Below are 11403 nucleotides of genomic sequence, written 5' to 3'. Positions count from 1 at the left end.
GGCCGCAGCCGGGCCTCGTCGCTTGACGGTGGTGGCGGGTGAATAGGCCGCTTCTCCTATTCCCCTCCGCCAAGCGAATGGACATAAACCGCAAGCTCCTTCACCTTTGTCTCCCCCAGACGCGCCCCCCAGGCTGGCATCACACCCTGCCTCGGTGCGCGGACCTGCGCGGCAATAGCGCTTTCGCCCGAGCCATAAAGCCAGATCGCGTCGGTCAGATCGGGTGCGCCTACCTCGCGGCCGCCTTTGGCATTTTCGCCATGACAGGCAGCGCAATTTTCCGCGAACACCTTGGCGCCGGGCTCGATCAGGGTCTTGTCGCGCACCGGCCCTGAAAGGCTTGCCACATAGGCGCTGACCTGGGCAATTTGCTCGGGCTGAAGCACGTCAGCGAAGGCCGGCATTTCCGACTGGCGAGTTTCGGGGTCGGAGGCATACCGGATACCGTGGGAAATGGTCTGCTGGATCTGCTCGGCCTCGCCACCCCATAGCCAGTCGTCGTCGTTGAGATTTGGAAAGCCCTTCGAGCCTTGAGCACCCGAGCCATGGCACTGCACGCAATTGACCTTGAACGTCGCGCCGCCGGCGGCGACAGCAAATTCACGCAGCCCATCATCGGCAGCGATTTCGGATACGGTCTTCTGCTGGATGGCGGCGACGTATTTGCCCTTGGCGGCTTCTGCCGCCGCCAGCTCGTTCTTGACGTCGTTACGGCTGGAATAGCCGAGCACGCCCCTGGTCGCGGAAGACAGCATGGGCCAAGCCGGATAGGCGACCGTGTAGGCCGCCGCCCATGCGATGGTGACGTAGAAGGTTATCACCCACCATCGCGGCAACGGGTTGTTCAGCTCCCTGATCCCGTCCCATTCGTGGCCGGTCGTTGAAATGCCGGAGGCTTCGTCGATATGCTCGCTGCTCATGATCAGTCGTCCTTGAAAAGGATCTGGGCGGCTTGATCGGCCTGTTTTTTGCCGCCAGGGCGCAGGGCAAAGGCAATGCAGCCGACGAAGAACAGCGCCATCACAAGCAGGCCCCAGCTGTCGGCGAATTCCCGCATCAAATCATAGCTCATTGCGTCCTCCTCAGCGGTAGCCGGCGCCTTCGTCATAGGTCTTGAAATCGACCAGTGTGCCCAGCATTTGCAGATAGGCGACAAGAGCGTCCATCTCGGTCACTTCGCCTGGATTCCCGTCGAAGTCGCCCGTCTTGGCCTTAGGGTAACGGGCCTCAAGGCCGGTTGTGTCCGCGGCCGGGTCCGCCTGTGCTTTCAGGTCGGCGTTTGCATTAGCGATCATTTCGGGCGTGTAGGGCACGCCGACGCGAGCATTCGCGACCAGCTGTGTCGAGAAATCCTTCACATCGAGCGCCTTCTCCTTCAGGAACGCATAGCTCGGCATGATGGATTCCGGCACGACCGAACGGGGGTCTGTCAGGTGCTGCGTATGCCACTCGTTGGAATAACGATCGCCGACCCGGGCGAGATCGGGACCGGTTCGTTTCGATCCCCACTGAAAGGGGTGGTCATACATCGACTCGGCCGCCAGGCTGTAGTGGCCGTACCGTTCGACCTCGTCGCGGAACGGCCTGATCATCTGGCTGTGGCAGAGATAGCATCCCTCACGGACATAGATATTGCGCCCAGCGAGCTCGAGTGGCGAATAGGGCCGCATGCCGTCGACCTTCTCGATCGTGTTGTCGAGATAGAAGAGGGGTGCGATCTCGACGATGCCGCCGATGGTCACGACCAGCAGCGACCCGACCAGGAGAAGCGTGGCGTTTCTCTCGATGAGTGCGTGTTTGGCCATCAAGCCCATGTCTGGCTCCTTATTCGACAGGCTGCAGAGCGGATACGGAACCCGCCAATGCTTGCTCTTCGCGCTGGCGGCCACGAATGGTCATCGTGACGTTCCATGCCATGATCAGTGTGCCAGCGAGATACATTGCTCCGCCGATGGCGCGCATGATGTAATAGGGGTGCATGGCGGCGACAGTTTCGGCGAAGGAATAGACCAGAAAACCCTGCTCGTTGTATTCGCGCCACATCAGGCCCTGCGTGATGCCGGACACCCACATGGCCGCGGCGTAGACGACGATCCCGAGGGTCGCTAGCCAGAAGTGCCAGGTGACCAGCCGCAGCGAATAGAGCCGCTCACGGTTCCATAGCTTCGGCACCATGTAGTAGATCGCGCCGAACGAGATCATGCCGACCCAGCCGAGCGCGCCTGAGTGAACATGGCCGATTGTCCAGTCGGTGTAGTGCGACAGCGAATTGACCGTCCTGATGGACATCACCGGGCCTTCGAAGGTCGACATGCCGTAGAAGGCGATCGCCGCGACCATCATGCGAATAATCGGGTCTGTGCGGATCTTGTCCCAAGCACCAGACAAGGTCATCAGGCCGTTGATCATGCCGCCCCAGGAGGGCATCCACAACATAATCGAGAACGCCATGCCAAGCGTCTGCGCCCAGTCGGGCAGGGCGGTGTAATGCAGATGGTGCGGACCGGCCCAGATGTAGAGGAAGATCAGCGCCCAGAAGTGGATGATCGACAGCCGGTAGGAGTAGACCGGCCTGTTGGCCTGCTTGGGCACGAAATAATACATCATGCCGAGGAAGCCCGCGGTCAGGAAGAAGCCGACCGCGTTGTGGCCGTACCACCATTGCGTCAGGGCATCCTGGACACCGGAAAATGCCGAGTAGCTCTTCGATCCGAGGAGCGACGCAGGCATCGACAGGTTGTTGACCACATGCAGCATCGCGATGGTCACGATGAAGGACAGGTAGAACCAGTTGGCGACGTAGATATGCGGTTCCTTGCGCTTCAGTATGGTGCCGAGGAACAGGATGAGATAGGCGACCCAGACGATGGTCAGCCAGATGTCGACATACCATTCAGGTTCGGCGTATTCCCGGGATTCGGTGATGCCGAGCAGGTATCCGGTAGCCGCCATGACGATGAAGAGCTGATAGCCCCAGAACACGAACCAGGCCAGATTGCCGCCGAACAGCCGCGCGCGGCATGTGCGTTGGACGACGTATAATGATGTGCACAGAAGCGCGTTGCCGCCAAAGGCGAAGACGACGCCCGACGTGTGCACCGGGCGCAGGCGGCCGAAGTTGAACCATGGCTGGATGTTGAGCTGCGGATAGGCCAGTTGTAGCGCAATGACCACGCCGACCAGCATGCCCACAACGCCCCAGAACACTGTCGCGACGGCCCCGTAACGGATCGGCCCATCCATATAGGCCGATGGATCCACCGGAGCTGCTGGTTTGAATTCGGTGTTGCGCAACAGAATGGCAGTGAAACCGGTAAGTACGAAAAACAACACCCACATATGTTGCCGGAAAGGGACGTCGACACCGAAGCCTGCGGCGACCAGGGCCGCGAACGCAAACACACTTAAAGCGACGATCTCTGTACCAAATCTCATAACATCTCCCCGACGGCGGGTTTGATGCGGATGCGGGTCCGCTCCACACTTATTTCGCAAAGGGCGTTTTAGCGCCTTGATCCATGTCAAGGTCCCGGTTCGCCAGTCGGACAATCCTGCGTCTCGATTTCGCGCGGAGACGTCCTGATGGCCAGTTGCAAAACCTCAAATGTCGTCAAATGCAAAGCCTGGCCGTTTGTCGAAGGCTGCCTTCATGCCAGCCTGCCGTGCCGGAATGTCTGTTTCTGGCACGATCGGAAATTGCGCATCTGCGACGAGCTGGAGGCGATAGCCGACGGGTTGCCCTTGGCGGATCCGTTGAAGTGCTTGCAGGCGGCAAACCAGCTGCTGCCTCTGCTGCGCATGAGCCATGCCTGCGAGGAAGAGCATGTTTTTCCTGTGTTTGCGAGCGGCGCACATCATGGAGAGCGGAGCGCTTCGATACGTCGCCTGCTGGCCGAGCACATCGAGGATGAGAGCGCAGCAGAGGATTTGACCGACACATTGCTGGCGATCGGGCGTGGGGGTGCTGTCGACAACCCTGAAGCCCTGGGCTTCATGCTAAGAGCCTTCTTTTGTGCGTCGCGGCGTCACATCGCATTTGAGCGCGAGCACATCCTGCCCCTCGTCGCACAGCAGGATTGATCGACAGACCGGCCTTCTAAGTGTCGGAACACTCCCGAGCACCCGAACAGCGTTGCAACCGACTCACGCTATCGACCACGACATGGCGGTTGTTCTTGATCCGGATCACGCCGTCGGCTCGAAGCTCCGTCAGCTGGCGGCTGACGGTCTCCACCGTCAGACCGAGGAAGTCGGCGATATCGGCCCGGGTGAGCGGCAGATCGAAAGTTGCCGCTCGCTTGCTGATCTCTGCCGCCGGATCGATATTCCTCGCGATCAGGAAGAGAAAACTCGCCACCTTCTCGAGCGCTGTCTTCCGGCCGAGCGTCACCATCCAATCGCGAGCCTCGTCCAGTTCCACCAGTGTCTGCTTGAGCAGGCGGTGTTCCAGAGCCGGCGCCTCCCTCATCATTCGCTCGATTGCGGCTTTCGGGAACGAGCACAGCGAGACTTCCGTTGCGCTCTCCGCGTTGATCTGGCTTTCCGACTTGAATGGCCGGCCCAGAAAATCGGGCGGGAATTGAAGCCCCACGATCTGCTGGCGTCCGTCCCAAAGCCCCTTAGTCAGCTTCACAACGCCCGAAAGCACGTTCGAATAGCTTTCGATCGTTTCGGCGTCTCCGACCAGCTCGGTTCCGGGCGGAATGCTGTGTCTCGACGAGGTCTTGGCCAAGTCGGCCAACTGGTTGGGCTCAAGCGCGCCGCACAACCCGCGGTCCCGAACCTCGCAGGATTGGCAAAGCACAGGAATGACAACGCTTTCAACGTCTTGTTTGATGGTCATCGCACGCCCCGAATGAATAATGCTGGCAGCACGATAGCACCGCTGCTCCGCGAGGTGTTGCGTCAGTTTGTCCTGCCTGCGGCACTCTTGATCGAAATCAAGGCAGCCGCGGTTTACAGAGGGCAATTTGCCATGATGCATGAAGCAGCAATCAACCGCACGCGTCCCGAAATGACCGCCAGGCTGCGCGAAAACGTACCGCGTTACACGAGCTACCCGACCGCGCCACATTTTCATTCTGGCGTCGATGCCAGTCTGCTTCGAGGCTGGATCAATGCCCTCAAAGGCGACGACGAGTTGTCGCTCTATCTGCACGTTCCCTATTGTCACAGGCTGTGCTGGTTTTGCGCCTGCCACACCAAGCACACGCGTCATTATGCGCCGGTGGCCACCTTCCTGCGCGCTCTGCACAGCGAGATCGAAACGGTCGGGCGTCTCATGAGCGGCAGGGGGCGCGTGCGTGCTGTGCATCTTGGCGGCGGCTCCCCGACCATGCTGGAACCCGACGATATGCTTACGCTCGGAAAAGCCTTGCGGGACCAATTCGACCTTCGGTCCGATGCCAGTGTCAGCGTCGAGATCGAACCTCGCGACATCGACGAAGCCCGTCTGGATGCGCTGGCGGCAATCGGCATGACCAGAGCAAGTCTTGGCGTGCAGGATTTCCATCCCAAGGTGCAGAAGGCCATCAATCGCGAGCAGAGTTTTCGGTCGACCAAGAGTGTGGTGGACGGCGTCCGCGCCCGCGGCGTGAAATCGGTCAATCTCGACCTGCTCTACGGACTGCCTCACCAGACGCTTGACAGCGTGGCCGCGACGGTCGCGCACGCCTTGACGCTGCGGCCCGACAGGATTGCGCTGTTCGGTTATGCCCATGTGCCGTGGTTCAAGAAGCATCAGACGATGATCGACGACGCCTGGCTGCCCGATTCCGCCGAACGGCTGGCGCAGTCGCAGCGTGCCGCTCGGCTGATCGCAGACGCCGGATACGAGCCAGTGGGGCTGGATCATTTTGCAAAGCCCGACGATGCGCTGGCGATCGCGGCGCGCAATGGTGGCCTGCATCGCAATTTCCAAGGCTACACCGAGGACAACTGCGAAACCCTGATCGGTCTTGGCCCATCTTCCATCAGCCGCTTCCGGCAAGGCTACGCCCAGAATATCGTATTGACGGGCGGGTATGAGAAGGCTGTAGTTACCGGACAATTGGCGACGGCGCGCGGCATAGAACTCAGCGCCGATGATCTGGCAAGGGGCTGGGTGATCGAGCGCCTGATGTGCAACTTCGCTTTCTCGGCGATCGATTTGGTGGAGCGTTTCGGTGAGGTCGGCCAAAGGCTCGTCTGTCAGGCAAGCCGCCTGGCGATTGCCGGCTCAGGCAGCCTGCTTGGAAGGGACGGCAATGATTTTGTCGTGCCGCAGGAGAGCCGACCTCTCGTCAGGACCGTGGCGGCGAAATTCGACAAATATCTTGAAATGGGCACAGCCAGGTATTCCGTGGCCGTCTGAGTGCGTGGTGTGCATACCTGGGCCAGAGGCGCTCGCATCAAAGTCGGATCGTCGATCGAGGTGACCGGCGGGCAGCCGGCCCAAGCTAGAAAGATCGAAGTCAACGCCTCAGCGCAGCAGAAATTCCACGTCGGATAAATGGCAAATGCTGTCCGAGCCGAAGGCCCACATGCCTTGCGGCCCGCGCCAGCGGGCGCTCGTCCGTGTAAAGTTTAACCAGCATGTTAGTGGCGTGGTAAAGCGGCGCGGCGCTGAGCCTTAGCCGGGTTTCGTATTGGCGCAGCAAGGTTGGATCGGCAATATCTGTTCCTTTGCCCCAGGCTGCCAGAATTCCCTCAGCGAGCCGATGTTGACCGCCAAGGCCGATGTTGAAGCCATGCGCTGTGACCGGATGCATGCCGACGGCCGCGTCCCCGATGAGCGCGGCGCGCGGCATCCAGAACCTGTCTGCCCACGTCGTGACGAGTGAGTAGGCATGCCGGCTGCTGGCCAGCGACATTTTACCCAACCGCCCGTGGCAGCGCTGAGTCATTTCTGCGAGAAAAGCAGCATCGTTCATCACGACAAGTCTGGAAACCTCGTTTGCGGGAAGTGTGACAAGCAGCGACGACACGCCTTGCGCAAGCGGCAGCATTGCGATCGTCTGCCTGTGATCAAACCATTCCGTCGCGATCCGGTGGTGGGGCAGCTCATGCCGCACGCGGCAGATCAGCATCGAGCAGCCGAGCCGATTGATGTCGGCAGCGATGCCCAGCAGATCGCGTAGCGCAGACAGGCGTGAATCCGCCGCCACGAGCAGCCCGGCCGTGAGCTGTCGACCATCTGAAAGGGTCACCTTCGCGTTGCCGGGCCTGACTTGGGCGCCGACCACCTTGCAGCCGGAGAACACGCGGACATGCTCCCGTTCACGGACAATGCTGAAAAGCGCACTACGAATGCAGTGGTTTGGGACCAGAATTCCCAGTGGCTTCGCGCTTCCGTGAGGCGCATCGAAGCTCAGCGCGAAAGGATTCGATCCGTTGAGCACCCGTGCACCGCGCAGGGGGGATTTCTCCGAACAGGGAATGGCATCCCATGCACCGAGCTCTTGTAGAATTTTGACGGAAGCGTGAGTGAGTGCAATCTCACGTCCGTCGAAGGCGGGCTGCGCCAGGTCTGCCATCGATCGGCGTTCGATCAACGCGACCTTGAGGTCACTTGCGGTGAGCGACGCCGCAAACGCCAGCCCAATCGGGCCGGCCCCCACCACAACGATATCGAAGCTGGTCATCTTGTTACACGCCGGCGCGGTGCCACGGCCAAGAGAGGTGAAACCAGCAGAGTTCTTGGCAGCCCTCAGGATACGGTTCGACATTTCGGCCTCCCAAGAACAAGAATTTTGGCGAACTTGATCGAGGTCAATGCGGCCCCGCGCGTTCGCGCGATCCTTGCAAAAAACAACATTGCATGGGTGATACATGGCCGACATCGTCTCGAAGCTTGTCCGCGAGTGCAACAAAGCGCGGGCCATGGGTATGGATTTTTCCACGATCTGGCAGACAACGTTGAAACAACATCCCTACGTCGCAGGCCTGCCGCTGCAGGATCACAGCGAATCCGGCCCCGCGCTCATGATCCCGTTGATCACCGGTCGCCATCTCATATTTGACGATTCAGGTTTTCGGCTCGGCTAATAGCGGTGGCGGCGACTTGCCGCCCGGTTCCGAACAGGGACGGCCACCGCTTGCGTGCGTGATGACAAAATTGCGAAGGAGCACAAGCTCATCATTGTCATGTAAAGTCCCATAACCAGTAAGTTGTCCACGGCCATAGCATTCTCCTTTGAAAACGGGTCGAGGAAAGCATGCCGGCCATGGACAATCCTTGATCTGGGTCAATCACAACCGAAAACATTCGTCGACAATCTTGTCAGAAATGGCCAGGCGTCAACGTTCAGGTCGAGCCTCGTGCACATGGCGTGTACCGAACTCCACCTGACTGCCCCCCTTTCTCCATGCATGTGATAGCAATTGCTTTGCCGCCAGGTCGCGTCAGGTGGGTCAGTGTAGCGGGGGCCCTGCGGTTTAGGTCTGCGCGGCTCGGTCGCAAACGAGCATGGATACTGAACCGGAGGACGGTCTTCTGGCGTGCGGAGCGAGCGCTGGGGGAGACTGCCTATCGAGGCCGCATGTCCGACAATGTTGGACATGCGACGGAGCTGCTCAGCCCTATGGTCTTGTTCTACACGACCCTTCATTTGGAACGGTACATGCTTGGCTGTCCGCGAACCTTCACCGATTCAAGTCCGGACCTCCCATGCCTTTGCCAATCCTTGCGCTTGCCATTGCGTCCTTCTGCATCGGCACCACCGAATTCGTCATCGTGGGCCTGCTGCCGGAAGTAGCCGCCGATCTCGGCGTGTCGGTCGAGTTAGCCGGCCTGCTGGTCACCGGCTATGCGCTGGGCGTTGCGTTCGGCGCGCCCATCGTGGCCATGGCCACCGCGCATTTGCCGCGCAAACCCGTGCTGGTCGGGCTGGCCGCGCTGTTCGTCGTGGGCAATCTCCTCTGCGCCATGGCGCCCAATTACCGGCTGCTGATGGCCGCGCGCGTCTTCACCGCTTTCGGCCACGGCGCCTCCTTCGGCATCGGCTCGGTCGTCGCCGCAAGCCTGGTGCCGCGCAACAAGCGTGCCAGCGCCATCGCGCTGATGTTCGCGGGCCTGACGCTCGCCAACATCCTCGGCGTTCCGGCCGGCACTGCACTCGGCGAGGCCTTCGGCTGGCAGGCCACCTTCGTGGCGGTGGCCGGCATCGGCCTGATCTCAGTCGCGGCCATCGCTTGGCTGGTGCCGTCCGACGTCACGGAACCGAGCGGCGGCGGTCTGCGTGCCGAAGTCCGCGTGCTCGGCAAGCTGCAGGTCTGGCTGGCGATGCTGATCGCGGCGCTGACCTCGGCCAGCCTGTTTGCCGTATACACCTACATAAAACCCTACCTCACCGACGTGTCTGGCCTGTCGACCGCGGCGGTCATCTGGGTGCTTTTGCTGTTCGGCGCCGGCATGACCATCGGCAACATCATCGGCGGCAGGCTGGCCGATTGGAAGCTGATGCCGACAGTGATCGCCACCCTACTGCTGATGGCGCTGCTGTTCGTTTGCTTCAAGCAGTTCGGTGCGATCCCCCGCGTTGCCATCGGCATGGTGTTCCTGTGGGGCCTGCTCATCTTTGTCGCGGTGCCGCCGCTGCAGATTCGCGTCGTCGAGGCGGCGTCCGAAGGACCGAACCTTGCCGCCACGCTGAACCAGGGTGCCTTCAATGTCGGCAATGCCGGCGGCGCCTGGATAGGCAGCGTGGCGCTGTCCGCGGGCGTTTCCTACGCCAATCTGCCGCTGGTCGGCGCGGTGCTCGCCCTGCTGGCGGTCACTGTGGCGGTGCTGTCGCAGGCGCTAGAGCGCCGGACCGTTCTGCCGAGCGGCCCTTCCCCCCCTTGAACAGCATGAGCCGGGACTCGGATCAGAACGATAGGTGGAATTTCTAGCAGCAGATGAGTGACTGGATCATGAGACCAAGTGTTTTCTTCTTTGGGATTTTCGTGTGTGTCGCCGGGGTGATTGGTTGGTTCGCGTCAGCGCCAAATAGGCAGCCGTCCAGTTCCGCCCCGGACGCTATTGTAAAAAGGGGCTCGCTGACGGACACAGTAACGGCAACCGGTGTCCTGGAACCCTCCCAGCTGGCGCAGATCCGTGCGCCGGTCTTCGGTCAATTGACGATGTTTCACGTTAGAGTGGGGGACAAGGTTCACGCAGGTGATCTTATTGCGGAAATGGATTCGTTCGGGCAGCAGAACCGATTGCGTCAGGCGACGGCTTTGCTCTCCCAGAGACAGGCAGCCCAAAGTTCGAGCCAGGTCAAGCTCGACTGGGCCAAGCATACCTTGGCGCGTCAGCGGCAACTCTCTGCAAAGCAAGTCATTTCGAGTGCTGCTCTTCAGGAGGCCGAAGTCGCCGTCCAGATTGCCAGCGCCGATCGGGACTTTTCGACAGCGCAGGTCGACGAAGCGACTGCAGGTGTCGAAAAGGCCCGAAAGGATCTCGCAGACACAAGGATAACAACTCCGATAGACGGGCGAGTGATCGATATCGTCAAACCTGGACAGACGCAGCCCTCAAGCGTGGTTGCTGTCGTCGCACAGACCGACATGATGAGGGCGCGAGTGCAAGTTTCCGAGGCAGATGTCGAACGCATCAAGGTCGGGCAGCCAGTGCACTTCACCACAGTCGGAAACAGAAAGGCGAACCGAGCTAGCGTGCTGACGGAAGTAGGGCCGGCTCTATCCACCCTTCTTTCGAACCAGGAACCTTCGGGTGGCCAGGTAGGTGGCCGCTCAGGGGAGGCGCAGCCGGTCTGCTACAATGCGTTTTTTGAGGTGCCCAATAAGGACGGGAAGCTTCTACCGAGGATGACGGTCGACGCGACGATTACGGTGAGCGCGGTTGATGACGTGTTGCTTGTCCCGAGGAGTGCTCTCGTCGGCCCCGATCCGAAGGGCTCCTATAGTGCACAGGTAGACAGGGGGGCAGGGGCGACCGAGAAACGCCGCGTGCGTGTGGGGCAGGTGAATCAAACCGAGGCCGAGATCGTTGGTTGTCTCTCCGAGGGCGAAGACATCATCCTGCCAAGGACAGCGGCGCTACACGGACAGACTGCGCAACGGCAGAATTGAAGCGATGTGGCGATCCTCGGCACGCTTGGGAGCACCCTATGAGCGCCAAATCGCCCATCCTGTAGGCGAGGTGTTCTGCAAAATTCCATTTGGGAGTTAAGGGCTTCCAACCACCTCCAAGTCGGGATCGCAGAGGCAGCCCCGTTATATCCCAAGCTGCCCAAAATGGAGAAGCTTCCATGCAGGATTGTGTGTTGCCTTTTGCGAGAGAACCCTGTCGCTAAGAGGTATGCGGTTCAGGTGCTTCATACGATGACAGGTTACCCAGAGCGAGACGTGTTCGCTCGGCTGCCGCTATTTGACTTTGGCTCCGCATGTGGGTCAGGGGGTCGTCGGGAATGGACAGCG

General features: G+C 60.5%; 11 protein-coding genes. 5 read left to right on the top strand and 6 right to left on the bottom strand.

Annotated features, from left to right (window positions below):
* Window positions 1-56: 56 nt before the first annotated feature.
* Genes ccoP through ccoN form a run of 4 tightly spaced genes read right to left on the bottom strand, consistent with a single transcriptional unit; the run spans window position 57 to window position 3435 of the window.
* Window positions 57-920 (bottom strand): cytochrome-c oxidase, cbb3-type subunit III, encoded by an 864-nt coding sequence (gene ccoP, locus C7I87_RS21840; RefSeq protein WP_149906149.1) that lies wholly within the window; start codon window positions 918-920, stop codon window positions 57-59.
* Between the two features lie 2 nt (window positions 921-922).
* Window positions 923-1072 carry a cbb3-type cytochrome c oxidase subunit 3 gene (locus C7I87_RS21835; protein WP_149906148.1) on the bottom strand — a complete coding sequence of 50 codons (150 nt, stop codon included), beginning with the start codon at window positions 1070-1072 and terminating at the stop codon, window positions 923-925.
* A 10-nt stretch (window positions 1073-1082) separates the two neighbouring features.
* Window positions 1083-1814 (bottom strand): cytochrome-c oxidase, cbb3-type subunit II, encoded by a 732-nt coding sequence (gene ccoO, locus C7I87_RS21830; protein ID WP_149906147.1) that lies wholly within the window; start codon window positions 1812-1814, stop codon window positions 1083-1085.
* A gap of 10 nt (window positions 1815-1824) precedes the next feature.
* Window positions 1825-3435 carry a cytochrome-c oxidase, cbb3-type subunit I gene (gene ccoN / locus C7I87_RS21825; RefSeq protein WP_149906146.1) on the bottom strand — a complete coding sequence of 537 codons (1611 nt, stop codon included), beginning with the start codon at window positions 3433-3435 and terminating at the stop codon, window positions 1825-1827.
* 147 nt (window positions 3436-3582) lie between these two features.
* Here ccoN and C7I87_RS21820 point away from each other — a divergent pair, with 147 nt between their 5' ends.
* Window positions 3583-4080, top strand: coding sequence for a hemerythrin domain-containing protein (locus tag C7I87_RS21820; RefSeq protein WP_149906145.1), 498 nt, complete (start codon window positions 3583-3585; stop codon window positions 4078-4080).
* A gap of 16 nt (window positions 4081-4096) precedes the next feature.
* Here the strand turns inward: C7I87_RS21820 and C7I87_RS21815 are convergent, their stop codons facing one another.
* Window positions 4097-4843 (bottom strand): Crp/Fnr family transcriptional regulator, encoded by a 747-nt coding sequence (locus C7I87_RS21815; protein ID WP_149906200.1) that lies wholly within the window; start codon window positions 4841-4843, stop codon window positions 4097-4099.
* 135 nt (window positions 4844-4978) lie between these two features.
* Between C7I87_RS21815 and hemN the strand changes: the two genes are divergently transcribed.
* Window positions 4979-6352 (top strand): oxygen-independent coproporphyrinogen III oxidase, encoded by a 1374-nt coding sequence (hemN, locus tag C7I87_RS21810; RefSeq protein ID WP_149906199.1) that lies wholly within the window; start codon window positions 4979-4981, stop codon window positions 6350-6352.
* Between the two features lie 100 nt (window positions 6353-6452).
* Here the strand turns inward: hemN and ubiM are convergent, their stop codons facing one another.
* Entirely contained in the window at window positions 6453-7622 is a 1170-nt protein-coding gene (gene ubiM / locus C7I87_RS21805; protein ID WP_149906198.1) for a 5-demethoxyubiquinol-8 5-hydroxylase UbiM, read from the bottom strand.
* A 187-nt stretch (window positions 7623-7809) separates the two neighbouring features.
* Between ubiM and C7I87_RS21800 the strand changes: the two genes are divergently transcribed.
* The 3 genes from C7I87_RS21800 to C7I87_RS21790 all read left to right on the top strand — a co-directional run bounded on the left by C7I87_RS21800 (window position 7810) and on the right by C7I87_RS21790 (window position 11055).
* On the top strand, window positions 7810-8025 hold the full coding sequence (locus C7I87_RS21800) for a hypothetical protein (RefSeq protein ID WP_149906144.1): 216 nt from the start codon (window positions 7810-7812) through the stop codon (window positions 8023-8025).
* 622 nt (window positions 8026-8647) lie between these two features.
* Window positions 8648-9823 (top strand): MFS transporter, encoded by a 1176-nt coding sequence (locus tag C7I87_RS21795; protein ID WP_149906143.1) that lies wholly within the window; start codon window positions 8648-8650, stop codon window positions 9821-9823.
* A gap of 53 nt (window positions 9824-9876) precedes the next feature.
* Window positions 9877-11055 carry an efflux RND transporter periplasmic adaptor subunit gene (locus C7I87_RS21790; protein ID WP_149906142.1) on the top strand — a complete coding sequence of 393 codons (1179 nt, stop codon included), beginning with the start codon at window positions 9877-9879 and terminating at the stop codon, window positions 11053-11055.
* The last annotated feature ends 348 nt before the right edge of the window (window positions 11056-11403 follow it).

The organism is Mesorhizobium sp. SARCC-RB16n (assembly GCF_008520305.1).
Classification (GTDB): Bacteria; Pseudomonadota; Alphaproteobacteria; order Rhizobiales; family Rhizobiaceae; genus Mesorhizobium.
The sequence above is the reverse complement of the archived record's forward strand: the minus strand, read 5'-3'. Positions and strand labels throughout refer to the sequence as shown.

Coding starts and splice junctions, on each gene's coding strand:
- C7I87_RS21795 (WP_149906143.1), top strand. CDS start 8,648: ATGCCTTTGCCAATCCTTGCGCTTGCCATTGCGTCCTTCTGCATCGGC.
- hemN (WP_149906199.1), top strand. CDS start 4,979: ATGCATGAAGCAGCAATCAACCGCACGCGTCCCGAAATGACCGCCAGG.
- ccoP (WP_149906149.1), bottom strand. CDS start 920: ATGAGCAGCGAGCATATCGACGAAGCCTCCGGCATTTCAACGACCGGC.
- C7I87_RS21815 (WP_149906200.1), bottom strand. CDS start 4,843: ATGACCATCAAACAAGACGTTGAAAGCGTTGTCATTCCTGTGCTTTGC.
- C7I87_RS21790 (WP_149906142.1), top strand. CDS start 9,877: ATGAGTGACTGGATCATGAGACCAAGTGTTTTCTTCTTTGGGATTTTC.
- ubiM (WP_149906198.1), bottom strand. CDS start 7,622: ATGACCAGCTTCGATATCGTTGTGGTGGGGGCCGGCCCGATTGGGCTG.
- ccoN (WP_149906146.1), bottom strand. CDS start 3,435: ATGAGATTTGGTACAGAGATCGTCGCTTTAAGTGTGTTTGCGTTCGCG.
- C7I87_RS21800 (WP_149906144.1), top strand. CDS start 7,810: ATGGCCGACATCGTCTCGAAGCTTGTCCGCGAGTGCAACAAAGCGCGG.
- ccoO (WP_149906147.1), bottom strand. CDS start 1,814: ATGGGCTTGATGGCCAAACACGCACTCATCGAGAGAAACGCCACGCTT.
- C7I87_RS21835 (WP_149906148.1), bottom strand. CDS start 1,072: ATGAGCTATGATTTGATGCGGGAATTCGCCGACAGCTGGGGCCTGCTT.
- C7I87_RS21820 (WP_149906145.1), top strand. CDS start 3,583: ATGGCCAGTTGCAAAACCTCAAATGTCGTCAAATGCAAAGCCTGGCCG.